11 protein-coding genes are annotated in these 14706 nt (G+C 63.5%); 7 read left to right on the top strand and 4 right to left on the bottom strand.

Features of this window, described 5'->3' with window-relative positions; genetic code table 11:
• Nucleotides 1-140: 140 nt before the first annotated feature.
• From xsc (VPH41_RS17955) to VPH41_RS17945, 3 genes are all read left to right on the top strand, one after another.
• Nucleotides 141-1955, top strand: coding sequence for a sulfoacetaldehyde acetyltransferase (xsc, locus tag VPH41_RS17955; protein WP_328570999.1), 1815 nt, complete (start codon nucleotides 141-143; stop codon nucleotides 1953-1955).
• A gap of 231 nt (nucleotides 1956-2186) precedes the next feature.
• Nucleotides 2187-3188, top strand: a complete 1002-nt coding sequence (gene pta / locus VPH41_RS17950; protein WP_328570998.1) for a phosphate acetyltransferase — start codon at nucleotides 2187-2189, stop codon at nucleotides 3186-3188.
• Nucleotide 3189: 1 nt separating this feature from the next.
• Nucleotides 3190-3951 carry a TSUP family transporter gene (locus VPH41_RS17945; protein ID WP_328570997.1) on the top strand — a complete coding sequence of 254 codons (762 nt, stop codon included), beginning with the start codon at nucleotides 3190-3192 and terminating at the stop codon, nucleotides 3949-3951.
• On the opposite strand, the gene VPH41_RS17940 is transcribed toward VPH41_RS17945, so the two are convergent.
• A complete protein-coding gene (locus VPH41_RS17940; protein ID WP_328570996.1) occupies nucleotides 3948-5345 on the bottom strand; it encodes an RtcB family protein in 1398 nt (465 codons plus the stop codon). The two genes, VPH41_RS17945 and VPH41_RS17940, sit on opposite strands and share 4 nt — an antisense overlap.
• Before the next feature lie 447 nt (nucleotides 5346-5792).
• On the opposite strand from VPH41_RS17940, the gene VPH41_RS17935 reads away from it, so the two are divergent.
• From VPH41_RS17935 to VPH41_RS17925, 3 genes are all read left to right on the top strand, one after another.
• Nucleotides 5793-6680: an RNA ligase family protein gene (locus VPH41_RS17935; protein WP_328570995.1), complete on the top strand. Its 888-nt coding sequence runs from the start codon at nucleotides 5793-5795 to the stop codon at nucleotides 6678-6680.
• A complete protein-coding gene (locus VPH41_RS17930) occupies nucleotides 6677-7816 on the top strand; it encodes an AAA family ATPase (RefSeq protein ID WP_328570994.1) in 1140 nt (379 codons plus the stop codon). The genes VPH41_RS17935 and VPH41_RS17930 overlap by 4 nt, the downstream gene beginning before the upstream one ends.
• Nucleotides 7817-8036: 220 nt before the next feature.
• The gene (locus tag VPH41_RS17925) at nucleotides 8037-8945 is read left to right on the top strand and encodes an NAD(P)H-binding protein (protein ID WP_328570993.1); all 909 of its coding nucleotides are present in this window, start codon (nucleotides 8037-8039) and stop codon (nucleotides 8943-8945) included.
• Between the two features lie 3 nt (nucleotides 8946-8948).
• Here the strand turns inward: VPH41_RS17925 and VPH41_RS17920 are convergent, their stop codons facing one another.
• Genes VPH41_RS17920 through VPH41_RS17910 form a run of 3 tightly spaced genes read right to left on the bottom strand, consistent with a single transcriptional unit; the run spans nucleotide 8949 to nucleotide 12526 of the window.
• The gene (locus VPH41_RS17920; RefSeq protein WP_328570992.1) at nucleotides 8949-10679 is read right to left on the bottom strand and encodes a cobaltochelatase CobT-related protein; all 1731 of its coding nucleotides are present in this window, start codon (nucleotides 10677-10679) and stop codon (nucleotides 8949-8951) included.
• Complete coding sequence (locus VPH41_RS17915) at nucleotides 10676-11650, bottom strand: AAA family ATPase (protein ID WP_328570991.1); 975 nt, start codon at nucleotides 11648-11650, stop codon at nucleotides 10676-10678. Before VPH41_RS17915 ends, VPH41_RS17920 begins: the two co-directional genes overlap by 4 nt.
• A 39-nt stretch (nucleotides 11651-11689) precedes the next feature.
• Nucleotides 11690-12526: an IclR family transcriptional regulator gene (locus VPH41_RS17910; protein WP_369811606.1), complete on the bottom strand. Its 837-nt coding sequence runs from the start codon at nucleotides 12524-12526 to the stop codon at nucleotides 11690-11692.
• 213 nt (nucleotides 12527-12739) lie between these two features.
• Here VPH41_RS17910 and xsc (VPH41_RS17905) point away from each other — a divergent pair, with 213 nt between their 5' ends.
• A complete protein-coding gene (gene xsc, locus VPH41_RS17905) occupies nucleotides 12740-14557 on the top strand; it encodes a sulfoacetaldehyde acetyltransferase (protein ID WP_328571240.1) in 1818 nt (605 codons plus the stop codon).
• Nucleotides 14558-14706 lie beyond the last annotated feature (149 nt).

The following is a 14706-nucleotide window of genomic DNA, read 5'->3' as shown; positions in this document are numbered from 1 at the left end:
TCCGGATTCAGGAATGAAACAGTCCGAATTTTCGTGAATTTTCATTGACAGCGCATTTCGCAACCGTTAAATTGAACACGTATTTCAAATATCGGAACAAAATATACCGATTTTTCATAAAACCGTAAGGAGACTGAGCCATGACCGATTTGTCCGACCAAAAAGCCGCCGCCGCTGCCGTTCCCGTTGGCCCGCAAAAGATGACGCCTTCCGAAGCGTTCGTGGAAACCCTGGCCGCCAATGGCGTGACCGACATGTTCGGCATCATGGGCTCGGCCTTCATGGACCCGATGGACATCTTCGCTCCCGCCGGCATCCGTTTGATTCCCGTCGTGCACGAGCAGGGCGCCGGCCATATGGCCGACGGCTATGCGCGCGTTTCGGGCCGCCACGGCGTCGTCATCGGCCAGAACGGCCCCGGCATCAGCAATTGCGTGACCGCCATTGCTGCCGCCTACTGGGCCCACACCCCCGTCGTGATCATTACGCCGGAAACGGGCACGATGAGCATGGGCCTGGGCGGCTTCCAGGAAGCGAACCAGCTGCCCATGTTCGAGGAATTTACGAAATACCAGGGCCACGTGACGAATCCCGCCCGCATGGCGGAATTTACGGGCCGTTGTTTTGACCGCGCCATGTCGGAAATGGGCCCGACGCAGCTGAACATCCCGCGCGACTATTTCTATGGCGAAATCAAGGCCGAGATCCCGAAACCGAACCGCCTGGACCGCGGCGCGGGTGGCGAACAAAGCCTCGACGATGCGGCCGAGCTGCTGGCGCAAGCCAAGTTCCCTGTGATTATTTCGGGCGGCGGCGTCGTCATGGGCGAAGCCATCGAGGAATGCAAGGCGCTGGCCGAACGCCTCGGTGCGCCCGTCGTCAACAGCTATCTGCACAATGACTCCTTCCCCGCCAGCCACCCGCTGTGGTGCGGCCCGCTCGGCTACCAAGGTTCGAAGGCGGCCATGAAACTGATCGCCCAGGCCGACGTTGTCGTGGCTCTCGGTTCGCGCCTGGGACCGTTCGGCACCTTGCCGCAGCACGGCATGGATTACTGGCCGAAAAACGCCAAGATCATCCAGATCGACGCGGACAACAAGATGCTGGGCCTGGTGAAAAAGATTTCGGTGGGCATCTGCGGCGACGCCAAGGCGGCCGCCAAGGCGATTCTTGCCCGCCTGGACGGCAAGAAGCTCGATTGCGACGCCACGCGCGAAGAACGCTATGCCACCGTGCAAGCGGAAAAGGCCGCGTGGGAAGAGGAGTTGACGAACTGGACGCACGAGAAAGATGCGTACAGCCTGGACATGATCGAGGAACAGAAGAAAGAGCCGGGCAATTACCTGCATCCGCGCCAGGTCTTGCGCGAACTGGAAAAAGCCATGCCGGAGGACGTGATGGTGTCGACCGACATCGGCAACATCAACTCGGTGGCCAACAGCTATCTGCGCTTTGAGAAACCGCGCAGCTTCTTTGCGGCGATGAGCTTTGGCAACTGCGGCTATGCCTTCCCGACGATTATCGGCGCCAAGGTGGCCGCACCGCACCGTCCGGCCGTGTCGTATGCGGGCGACGGCGCCTGGGGCATGAGCTTGATGGAAACGATGACCTGCGTGCGCCACAACATTCCCGTGACGGCCGTGGTGTTCCACAACCGCCAGTGGGGTGCGGAAAAGAAAAACCAGGTGGATTTCTACAACCGCCGTTTTGTTGCCGGAGAACTCGACAACCAGAGCTTTGCGGAAATCGCGCGGGCCATGGGCGCCGAAGGCATCACGGTCGACAAGCTGGAAGACGTGGGCCCGGCCCTGAAGAAGGCGATCGACATGCAGATGAATGAAGGCAAGACGACCATCATTGAAATCATGTGCACGCGCGAGCTGGGCGACCCGTTCCGCCGCGATGCGCTGAGCAAGCCGATCCGTCACCTGGATAAATATAAAGACTACGTCTGATTTGCTGGTGTTGTTGGATTACGCCCTCTGGGCTAATCCAACCTACCCAACCTACGCGACTGTGTAGGTCGGATTAGCCGGGCCTCGGCCCGGCGTAATCCGACACCACCCTGACCGATCCTTGTATGACCCCGGCAATCGCGCCGGGTTTTATGTGCCGGAACCGTTGCTTCATGTTTCATGCTTCATGCTTGCATGGTTCCGGCATTTTTTTACCGAATTGGAGTTCCCATGAAAGCCCTGCACCGCATCATCGCCCAGGCCCGCGCCGTGCCGAAACATATCGTCTTGTGCGAGGGCGACGATGCGCGCGTGCTGCAGGCGGCCGCGCGCGCCGCCGCTGAAGGCCTGGCGCATGTCACCATCGTGGGCAAGCCGGCCGCCATCCTCGCGCTGGCGCGCGAACAGGCGCTGGACCTGGACGCCGTGCGCCTGGTCGACCCGGCAACTTCCGATGAATCGGAACACTATGCCCAGCAGTTGTTTGTGCTGCGCCAAGCCAAGGGCATGACGGTGGAGCAGGCGCGCATCGCCGTGCAAGCGCCCTTGTGCTACGCCAACCTGATGGTGCGGCTGGGCGACGCGGACGGTTGCGTGGCGGGCGCCGTGCACACGACGGCCGACGTGGTGCGCAGCGCCATCCAGATCATCGGCGTCGATCCCGCCTTCAAGCTGGTATCCAGCTTTTTCCTGATGATGCTGTGCGAACCTTTCCACAGCCTCAAGGGCGGCTTCATCTTTTCCGACTGCGCCCTCGTGGTCGACCCGAAGGCAGAGGAACTGGCCGACATCGCCATGGCCGCCGCCGACAGCGCGCAAGCCTTGCTGATGGAAGAGCCAAGGGTGGCCATGCTGTCGTTTTCCACCAGCGGCAGCGCCCACCACGCGGCCGTCGACAAGGTGCATGCGGCCACGGATCGGGTCAAGGCCCAGCGTCCGCTGCTGGCCATCGATGGCGACGTGCAGCTGGACGCGGCCATCGTGGCCGAGATTTCCCAGCGCAAGGTCAAGGATTCCGTCGTCAACGGCCGTGCGAACGTGCTGGTATTTCCGAATCTGGACGCGGGCAATATCGGCTATAAACTGGCCGAGCGCATGGGCGGCGCCGTCGCCATCGGTCCCTTGCTGCAAGGCTTGAACAAGCCGGCCAACGACTTGTCGCGCGGCTGCAGCGCCGATGACGTGTATAACGTGATTGCCGTCACGGCCGTGCAGGCCCAGGGTGGGCGCTGAGTTGTTCAGCCTGCCTGTGCTGGCGCTGCTGGGCGTGGTGGCGGCAGGCACGTATTTCCAGACCGTCACGGGTTTTGGACTGGGCATGATCGTCATGGGCGTGGCCAGCGGACTGGGCCTGGCGCCCGTGCCTGCGCTGGCGGCCCTCGTCAGTTTGCTGTCGCTGGCCAATTGCCTGGTAGCCTTGCCGGGCGCTTTGCATCATCTGGACTGGCGCGCCATCCGCGCGGCCAGCATCGGCTTGCTGCCGGCCATGGCGGCCGGCGTCTTGCTATTGGGATATCTGGACCAGGCATATGCGCCCGTCCTGAAACTCTTGCTGGGCGCGGCCATCGTGTATGGCGGCGTCAGCATTTTGCTGCAGGCGCCGCCGGGGCCGGGCGCGGCCGGCAAGCGCAGTTTCTTTATCAGCGGCGTGTGCGGCGGCCTGTTTTCCGGCCTGTTTTCGCTGGCGGGACCGCCGCTCGTGTATCAGTTTTATCGCCAGGAAATGAGTTTGACAACCATCCGCTACAGCCTGATCTTCCTGTTCGCCATCAGCGCGGGCGGACGCTCGTTGATGGCGGGCAGCCAGGGCCAGCTCGATGGAAAAGTCTTGCTGCTGTGCGTGCTGGCCCTGCCTGTCGGCGTGCTGGCCACCATGGCCGGCAAGCGCTATCCGCCGCCGATCGCCCAGCGCGGCATGCGCCGCATCGCGTTTGCCGTGCTGACCGCCATCGGCCTCTCGCTGATGGCGGCGGCCGTGCCGCAGCTGCTGGCCTAGGCCTTGAACGTCAATAAAGGTTTCAGTCGGGCCACCGATTGCAGCAAGCCCGCTTCCTCCTGCGCGGCGATGACGGGACCGATCTTTTTATAGGCCATCGGCGCTTCCTCGACGCGGCGTTCCTCGCGCAAAGTCACGCACTGGAACGCCATCTCGTCGCCGCCCACCGTGGGCCGCATGGCGCGCATGGCCTGGCGGCGGATGCTGCGCCCCGCGCCATGCGAACACGACCACAGCCAGTCGGGATTGCCCATGCCCGTGGCCACATAGGAATAATCGCCCATGGAGCCGGGGATCAGCGCCAGGTCGCCCTCGCGCGCCGGCGTGGCGCCCTTGCGGTGGATGTTCATGCCGTGCTCGCGCAGGATGACGTTGTGCGGCACGTCCACCACCAGGCGCGAGCTGTCGTGTGCATACACCTGCGACAGGCTGTCGCGCACCAGCTCGGCCAATACCATGCGGTTGACCCAGGCATAGCGCGATGCCACGCCCATGGCGTCCATGTACTCGCCGGCCAGTTCGCCCGTCAAGCCGTACAGGCCCGACTGCGGGTGGCGCAGGCCTTTCGGCCACGCCTCTTTGGCGCGGTCCATCCAGCGGCTGCCCACAAAAAACCCCACGTCGCGGCTGCCGCTGTGGATCATGACGACCACTTCGCCCGGCACCAGCCCGTGCCGGTACGCGGCATGGCGGTCCATGACGGCATCGACCACCTGGATTTCCACGAAATGGTTGCCCGATCCCGTGGTGCCCAGGCTGGGGTCGCGTATCACTTCACGCGTGCCCACCAGCGCTTCGGGCGCATGGCGCAAGCCGCCGCCCAGTTCGCGCAGGGCGATGCAATCGTCGAGCTCACGAAGCAAGCGCGCCTTGTCGACGCGGGGCCACAAGCCCTCATTGTGCAGGCTGTCGATGAACGCTTCCGGCCCCATGTCGAACAGGGCGGCAAACGCTTTCGAGCGCAGCGGCACGTTGCGGCCGTCTTCCAGCAGCACGTGCTTGAGCTTGCCGAGCAGCTGCGGCTTGCGCGCCTCGAACTGCGCCAGGGTCAAGCCCGTGGTAATGAGGCGCATGCCGCAGGCGATGTCCGTGCCGGGGATGGCGGGAATCACCATGTCGGCACTGGTGGCAACGATGCTGCCCACGGGCGCAATGCTGCCCGGATGGAAGTCGGGCGTGGCGCAGGCCTTGCAGACATGGCCATCCTGGCCGGGCACGGCGACGGCGGCAAATTCCATGAGCTGGCGCACGGCTTTTTCCTCGAGGGGAAAGTTGTGGGGCAGCAGCACGGACGCCTGGGCGTGCGGATTGCTGAGCGTATAAATACCGTCGGCATAGGCGACGGCGATGCCCTGGCGGCGCAGGGCTTTTTGTAATCTGGATAGGGGAAACACGATTCTGCTCCGGAAATAACGAATGCACGGCCTTTTTGCAAGGGCCATGTTTGTTTTCCACGCAGCAGCGACAGGAAGTGCCGCCAGCTTAGCAAATTTTGTGCGGATTGCAAAGCGGCCGGCCCCGACAGTGCGTACGAGGGGGCGCACGATACGGATCAGCCACTTGCAAAATAATCAAACAGCCTTTATATTCGCGTTTCTTTCTCGAACCTCTTCCTTATTGGAGCCAAAAGTGCCTCGCTTCTTCGCCATCACCTACTAACGCTGACGAAATGCTCTCTGCAGCATCGTTCGGCGCGTTGACGCCCCCGATTGCTGCGGCACTGTTTTTGCTCCTTCCGCACACGTATCCAGGACCACCGTCCTGATCGTCCACGCCCGAACACGTCGTCAGCACCCCTGACCCTGTATGGACACGCCCCGGTGAACGCGGCGTGGGACGCTATGTTTTTACAATCTTTGCCCTTATTCAAATACCCGCGCACGCCGCACCTGGAAGGCTCGCGCCTGCAGGACGGCGACGACGGCTCGGACCAGATGCCCTTGAAAAAGCTGGCCGGCCAGTACGTCGTCATCGAGGAAAAAATCGATGGCGCCAACGCTGCCGTGTCGTTCAGCGATGCGGGCGAGGTGCTGCTGCAGTCGCGCGGCCATTACCTGGCGGGCGGTGGCAGCGAACGCCAGTTCAACCTGTTGAAGCCGTGGGCGCATGCGCACGAACACGCCTTGCTGGGCTTGCTGGAAGACCAGTATGTGCTGTTTGGCGAATGGGCCTACAGCAAGCACTCCGTGTTTTACGACCGCTTGCCCCATTACTTCAACGAGTTCGACGTGTATTGCCGCCGCAGCCAGATGTTTTTGTCCACGGCGCGCCGCCACGCCATGCTGGCCGGTTCGCCCGTGCTGTCCGTGCCCGTGCTGTATGCGGGCGCCATGCCCGCGTCGCCGAAACAGCTATGGCAGCTGCTGCGCCATTCGCTGGCCAAGTCCCGCTTGTGGCGCGACGCTTTCGAAGGCGTGGTGGCGCGCGAGCGCCTGCCGCTGGACCTGTGCTGGAAGCAGACGGACAAGTCCGACCACGCGGAAGGCTTGTACCTGAAAGTGGAAGACGACGAGCAGGTGCTGGCCCGCTACAAGCTGGTGCGGCACGACTTTACGCAAACCATCCTCGACAGCGGCTCGCACCACAGCACGCGGCCCCTGATCCCCAACCAGCTTGCCGAGGGCGTCGACCTGTACGCGCCGCAGCCGCTCGTCACATGGGAGAGCCTGGGCTTGCATACCTGCCAGTCGCTGGACGAGCTGGCAGTATTTTCAAGGAGTACAAAATGAACTGGAAACAGTTACAACAACTGGTGCCACCAGCAGGCCAGTCGCCCGATTTCGAAGCCTGCCTGGCTGCCTTCCCGCAGCTGGAGCTGGCCAAGACGACGCCGCAAAACCCCGTCTACCACGCGGAAGGCGACGTGTGGACGCATACGATGATGGTGGTGGAATCCTTGCTGGCCATGCCAAGCTACCAGGCGGCCACGCGGGAGGAACAGGAAATCGTCTTCCTGGCCGCCTTGCTGCACGACGTGGCCAAGTGCAGCACCACGGTGATCGACCCGGCAACGGGCGCCATCGGCCAGCCGGGCCACTCGCGCAAGGGCGCCCTCGATGCGCGCATCGCCCTGTGGGACTATGCCGTGCCGTTTGCCGCGCGCGAGGAAATCTGCCGCCTGATCAATGTGCACCAGGTGCCGTTCTTTGCGCTGGAATCGTCGCGGCGCGGCGTGACGCCCGAGTTCACCGTGCGCGAGCTGTCGTGGCAGGTCGATATCCCCCTGCTGGCCATGCTGGCCGAAGCCGATATCCGCGGCAGGATCTGTCCCGATCCGCAGCGCATTTTAGATGCCATCGAGCTGTTCCGCGAACTGGCGCGCGAAGAGGGCTGCTACGGCCAGCGGCGCGCCTTTGTCGATGACCACACGCGCGTGAAATACTTTCGCGGCGCCGAGGCGCATCCCGACTACCCGCTGTTCCAGGAAGCGGGCTCGCACGTGATCGTCATGTCGGGCTTGCCCGCGTCGGGCAAGAATACGTGGGTGGACAAGCACCATCCGCGCCTGCCCGTCGTCTCCTTCGACGATGCGCGCATCGCGCTGGGCTTGAAGCATGGCAAGAACGAAGGGCAGGTGGGCGACTATGCGGAAGAGCGGGCGCGTGAACTGCTGCGCAAGGGCGAACCGTTCGTGTGGAACGCCACGCATCTGTCCAAACTGATGCGCGAAAAGACGCTGAACCTGCTGTACAAATACCATGCGCAGGTGGAACTCGTGTACCTGGAGCAGCCGCGCAAGGAGCTGCTGCGGCGCAACGGCCAGCGCGACACTTCGCTCAGCAACAAGAAGCTGCAAGCGATGCTGTGGAACTGGGAAATCCCGCTGCCCATGGAAGCGCATGCCGTGCGCTACTGCGTCGACTAGGTCTGCCGCCGGTCAAGCGCCATCGAAAGCGCTTGACCGGCCGGGCGCCACGCGCCATGCTGGCGCATGATCATTGTTTTCCCTTCTTTCCTGTAAGCCTGCCGCAGCTTTGCCCCGCAGGGGGCGGGCCGCCGCATGGCCATCGTTGATCTCACCATTTTACCGTCGCGCGCTGCCGCCCCATGCCGGGTGCGCCTGCGCGCGCCACAAGGAAAAGAACATGAAAACAATGCATCTCGCCGTCGCCGGCGCTTCCGGCCAACTGGGCTCCCTCGTCGTCAATGAGCTTGCCAGCAAGTTTGCCGGCCATTCCGGCACGACGCTTGCGGCCATTACCCGCACACCGGAACGCCACGCCGCGTGGCAGGCGCAAGGCATCGACGTGCGCTGCGGCGACTTTGACCAGCCGCAGGGCTTGGCTAGCGCCTTCCACGGCGTCGGGCGCCTGCTGTTGATCAGCACGAATGTCATCGACGGCACGGGCCGCCGCGTGGCGCAGCACCAGCACGCCATCGAGGCGGCGCGCCAGGCGGGCGTGGCGCATATCGTCTACACCTCGTTCCTGCAGCCGGAGGAAGGCAAGCGCTCGCTGCTGAACGACGACCACCGGGCCACGGAAGCGTTGCTGGCCGCCAGCGGCATCGCCCATACGATCTTGCGCAATGCGTTTTACCAGGATTTGCTGCTGGCGGTGCTGGGCACTGCCGCCGTTGACGGCCTGCTGCAAACGGCCATGGGAGCAGGCCACGTGTCGTACGTGGCGCGCGAGGATTGTGCGCATGCGGCCGCCGCTGCCCTGGCCGATGGCTATCCAGGTAACCGTACCCTGGACATCACGGGACCCGCTTCCCTCGATGCGCCAGCGCTGGCCGCCATCGCCGCCCGGTTGTTCGGCAAGCCCATCAAGGTGGTGCACCTCGACAGGGAAGCGCGCGCACGCCATTTCATCACGTCCGGCATGCCGGCGCCGATGGCGCAGATGCTGGCGGGTATCGAGCGCTGGCTGGCCACCGATGCCATGCACATCGTCAGCGATGACTATCGCGTGCTGACGGGCCGGCAGGCGTCGCCCGTGCCAGCGTTTTTGCATGCGCATCGCCAGCAGTTGCTGGCGCTTCCGGCAGCATAGCGGCTATCTTTTTCGCCCGGCGATCAGCTGGGCGATCTCGCTGAACAGCTCATTGTTCAGCGAGGCGGGCAGGGTGGTGGCCAGGCTGCGGCTGTAGTAGGCGCCCAGGTCCAGGCCCAGTCCCAGCCCGCAGATTTCGACTGCGCCCTGTGCCTCGCGGCGCGCCACCACTTGTTTCAGATGTTGGGCCAGGTAAAACTCGTCGTTGGCCAGGTTCGTGGCCGTATCCATCGGGCAACCGTCGGACACGACGAGCAGGATGCGCCGCCGCTCGGGCCGCGCCAGCATGCGCGCGCACGCCCAGTCCACGGCTTCGCCATCGACGCCTTCGCGGTACAGGTCCGCTTTCAGCAGGGCCGCGATGTCGGGGCGCGCGCGGCGCCAGCTGGTCTCGCCATCCTTGAAGACCATGTGCACGAGCTCGTTCAAGCGCCCAGGCTGGGCGGGCGAGCGGGCGCGCATCCAGTCGCGTTTGACTCTTCCCCCGTTCCACGCGCCCGTCGTAAAACCCAGCAACTCCGTGGCGATGCCCGCCTGGTCCAGCGCGCGCAATACAATGTCGAGCAGCACGGCCACGGATTCCGCATGCGTCTTCATGGAACCGGAGCAATCGACGAGAAAGGTGACGAGGCAATCGGCCTGCGGCAGGAACTGTTCCTTGCGAAACAGCCGGCGTTCCGATGGCGAGCTGATCAGCTGCGCCAGGCGGCGTCCGTCGATATAGCCTTCCTCTTCGCCGAACGACCAGCCATCGCGCCGGGGCACGGCCAGCAGCTGGCTGAAACGCCGCGCCAGGCGGGCCGTGTTGATGCCCAGGCTGGCGATGCGTGCATCCATGCGTTCGCGGTACTCGAGCAGCAGGGCGCGGCGCACCAGTTCGCCCGCTTGTTCTTCGCGGTCATACGCCGTGGAGTACGCTTTGTAGGCGCCATCGCTGTCGCGCATGGCGCGGCTGTCGCCCAGCGGGGCGGCATCGGGAATGTGGTCGTTGTCGCTGTCGAAATCGAGCAGCAACTTGAAGGCCGCCTGCGCCCTGGCGTCGCCCGCTTCGTCCTGCTGGCCATCGCGCGCCGCCTGTGCCTCTTGCAGCATGGCGTCGACGGCATGGGCGATGGCCAGTGCATGGCGCGCAAAGGCGGCCTGGTCCAATCGGTGGCGGCGCAATCCCGCCAGGTCGCCGCTCAATGCGGAGGAAACGGACCAGCGCGTCGCTTCGATGAAATCTTCCGTCTTTTCCAGCACGGGCCTGGCTGTCAAACGCGACCAGCACATCTGGAACACCGTGTACAGCAGCAAGCCCGACGCGCCTTCGGCCAGGCCGGAATCGTAGAACGCGTGCGACCAGGCCGTGAAACGGTGGCGCAGGTTGCTAATTACGCCCGCGTGCTGCTCGGGCGCCAGGGTTTCCACCCTCAACTGTTCCAGCAATTCGAACACGAGGCGCGCCACGGGTGCCAAAGGACACAGCGACTTGTGCAGGGCCGCATCCGTATGCAGCAAACGCAGGGCCACGCTGTCGGCCGCGCCCCGCAGCGACGGCAGATCCTGCAGGGCCGCATCGGCTTGCAGATGGGCAGCGTGGATGGGCAGGGGGCGGTGGCCGTCGTGCAGGCGCCGGCCCCGGTAGCGGATGGCGGCAACGCCGCTCAGCGCGCGGATGGCGCCCGCGCACAGCTCGTCCGTTTCCTGCTGTTCGCGCGTGTAGGGGGCAGGCGCCGTCGCTTCCGTGCTCATGCCTGGCTCGCCAGCAATTCCTCATTGAAACAGCGCTGGTAATACTCGGCCACCATGGGGCGCTCTGCCTCGTCGCATTTGTTGAGGAAGGACAGGCGGAAGGCCAGGGCCGGGTCGCGGAAGATCTGGCAGTTTTCCGCCCACGTGATGACGGTCCGTGGCGACATCAGGCAGGCCAGGTCGCCCGCCGCATAGCCGTGGCGCGTGAGGCTGGCCACGGCCACCATGGTGGCGGCCAGCTGGCGGCCCGCCTCGTCGTTCATGGCGGGGACCCTGGCCAGCACGATTGCCGCTTCTTCTGCCTGCGGCAGATAGTTCAAGGTGGCAACGATATTCCAGCGGTCGATCTGCGCGTGATTCAGCACCTGCGTGCCGTGGTACATGCCGTTCAGGTTGCCCAATCCCACCGTGTTCGAGGTGGCGAACAAACGGAAGTGGGGATGGGGCGTGATGACCCGGTTCTGGTCGAGCAGGGTGAACTTGCCGTCGCGCTCGAGGATGCGCTGGATGACGAACATCACGTCGGGACGGCCCGCGTCGTACTCGTCGAAGATCAGTGCCACGGGGCGTTGCAGGGACCAGGGCACAATGCCTTCCTGGAATTCCGTCACCTGCTGCTGTTCGCGCAGCACGATGGCGTCCTTGCCGACCAGGTCCAGGCGGCTGATGTGGCCATCGAGGTTGACGCGCACGCAGGGCCAGTTCAGGCGGGCCGCCACCTGCTCGATATGCGTGGACTTGCCCGTGCCGTGCAAGCCTTGCACCATCACGCGGCGGTTGTGGGTGAAGCCGGCCAGGATGGCCAGGGTCACGTCCTTGTTGAAACGGTAGGCGGGGTCGATGTCGGGCACGTGCGGATCGCGCTCCGTGAAGACGGGCACGAGCAGGTCGCTGTCGATATGGAACAGGCTGCGCACGGACTGCAAGGTTTGCGCCGCTGCGGCGGGGGGATGTTGGCGTGAATCTGGCACCTTGTTCTCCTGTGAAACCGCAGCGGGGGCGCTACGGGGTTATGAATTACCTGCCTGTAATGCGTCGTCGTCCCCGCCCGTCGTCGGCATGGTTTCCGATTCGATGGCGGCCAGGGCTTGCGCGGCGCGTTGCAATGCTGGCAAGAAATGTAAAGCCTTGTCGTGCGTCAAACGGATGATGGGCGCCTGGATGGCCACGGCCAGGTTCGAGCGGCCATTCGGGTTCGGTACCAGCACGGCCACGCAGAGCAGGCCGGGCAGGAATTCCTCGTCGTCCAGCGCGTAACCGTTGCGGCGCACCAGTTCCAGTTCGCGCTCGAGCTTGACGGGGTCCGTTTCCGTCTTGTCCGTAAAGCGCGTCAATTCCATGTGGCCCAGCAGGCGGCGCCGTTGTACGGGCGTCATCTGTGCCAGGAACAGCTTGCCGCTGGACGAGCAGTGGGCCGGTACGCGCGAGCCAGGATGCAGGTAGAAGCGCAGCGGCGCCGCCGTTTCCACCCGGTCCAGGTACACGACTTCGCTGCCGCTGAAGGCCGTCAGGTTGCAGCTTTCGCCCACTTCCTCGACCAGCTGGCGCAAGACCATGCGGCGGGCGCCATGGAACGTGTTGTTAATCAGCAGGTTCGACGCCAGGCGGCGCAGGCGCACGCCCGTGCTGTAGTGGCGGCCATCGCTTTCGCGCTGCAGCACGCCCACGCTTTCCAGCTGTTGCAGCATGCGGTGCAGGGTGGGTTTCGGTAATCCTGTTTCTTCCACCAGCGCTTGCAGCGACAGCAACTGGTCTTTTTCGGCAATCACTTCCAGCAAGGCAAACAAACGCATCGTGGGCGTGTCGCCTTCCAGTTTTTCCGGCTCAAGTTTTGGGGATGAAATCATGTCCATGGTGGCCTCGGTTGGGTAGCTCTGAGTGTGACGTCAGCTTATTTCATTTTCGAACTCAAATTGTACCGTTTCCTTGAAAATCTGTTTGACTTTTGATTGCTGAACGCTTAAATTGAATTGTATATCAAATTTCGGAACAAAATATACCGATTTTTAATAAATTCGTTGCAGTTCATCACCACAGACCAGGAGACACCCATGAATGACATGACAGAACAAAAAGCCGCCGCCGCAGCGGCCACCGCAGCCACCCCCACAGGGCCGCAAAAGATGACGCCTTCCGAAGCGTTCGTGGAAACCCTGGCCGCCAATGGCGTGACCGATATGTTCGGCATCATGGGCTCGGCCTTCATGGACCCGATGGATATCTTTGCCCCGGCTGGCATCCGTTTGATTCCCGTCGTGCACGAGCAGGGCGCCGGCCACATGGCCGACGGCTATGCCCGCGTCTCGGGCCGCCATGGCGTCGTCATTGGCCAGAACGGCCCCGGCATCAGCAATTGCGTGACCGCCATCGCTGCCGCCTACTGGGCCCACACTCCCGTCGTGATCATTACGCCGGAAACGGGCACGATGAGCATGGGCCTCGGCGGCTTCCAGGAAGCGAACCAGTTGCCCATGTTCGAGGAATTCACCAAATACCAGGGCCACGTCACCAATCCCGCCCGCATGGCGGAATTTACGGGCCGTTGTTTTGACCGCGCCATGTCGGAAATGGGTCCGACGCAGCTGAACATCCCGCGCGACTATTTCTATGGCGAAATCAAGGCCGAGATCCCGAAACCGAACCGCCTGGATCGCGGCGCCGGCGGCGAGCAAAGCCTCGACGATGCGGCCGAGCTGCTGGCGCAGGCCAAGTTCCCTGTGATCATCTCGGGCGGCGGCGTCGTCATGGGCGAAGCCATCGAAGAATGCAAGGCGCTGGCCGAGCGCCTCGGTGCGCCGGTCGTCAACAGCTATCTGCACAACGACTCGTTCCCCGCCAGCCACCCGCTGTGGTGCGGCCCGCTCGGCTATCAAGGATCGAAGGCAGCGATGAAACTGATCGCCCAGGCCGACGTCGTCGTGGCCCTCGGTTCGCGCCTGGGACCGTTCGGCACCTTGCCGCAGCACGGCATGGATTACTGGCCGAAAAACGCCAAGATCATCCAGATCGACGCGGACAACAAGATGCTGGGCCTGGTCAAAAAGATTTCGGTGGGTATCTGCGGCGACGCCAAGGCGGCCGCCAAGGCCATCCTGTCCCGCCTGGACGGCAAGAAGCTCGATTGCGACGCCACGCGCGAAGCACGCTATGCCACCGTGCAAGCGGAAAAGGCGGCGTGGGAAGAGGAGTTGACGAACTGGACGCACGAGAAAGATGCGTACAGCCTGGACATGATCGAGGAACAGAAGAAAGAGCCGGGCAATTACCTGCATCCGCGCCAGGTCTTGCGCGAGCTGGAAAAAGCCATGCCGGAAGACGTGATGGTGTCGACGGACATCGGCAACATCAACTCGGTGGCCAACAGCTACCTGCGCTTTGAAAAGCCGCGCAGCTTCTTTGCGGCGATGAGCTTTGGCAACTGCGGTTATGCGTTTCCGACCATCATCGGCGCGAAAGTGGCCGCACCGCACCGTCCGGCCGTGTCGTATGCGGGCGACGGCGCCTGGGGCATGAGCTTGATGGAAACGATGACCTGCGTGCGCCACAACATCCCCGTGACGGCCGTGGTGTTCCACAACCGCCAGTGGGGCGCGGAAAAGAAAAACCAGGTGGATTTCTACAACCGCCGCTTCGTCGCCGGAGAACTGGACAACCAGAGCTTTGCGGAAATCGCGCGGGCCATGGGCGCCGAAGGCATCACGGTCGACAAGCTGGAAGACGTGGGCCCGGCCCTGAAGAAGGCGATCGACATGCAGATGAATGAAGGCAAGACGACCATCATTGAAATCATGTGCACGCGCGAGTTGGGCGACCCGTTCCGCCGCGATGCGCTGAGCAAGCCGATCCGTCACCTGGACAAGTACAAAGACTACGTCTAAGTATCCCCAAAGCGGGGACTGGGGGTCGGTCGCTTTGCGATCGGCATGCCTCCCACTGGGAGGCATGCCCCTGCAAGGTCTGACCCCGGAATTTGGCGCCAGCCCGGCGTCATCCGGCACCGCACTGTGACGAAATTCTCACACATTGT

Source organism: Janthinobacterium sp. P210006, assembly GCF_036231885.1.
GTDB lineage: Bacteria > Pseudomonadota > Gammaproteobacteria > Burkholderiales > Burkholderiaceae_D > Janthinobacterium > Janthinobacterium violaceinigrum.
This window is presented reverse-complemented; position numbering and strand designations above follow the sequence as displayed.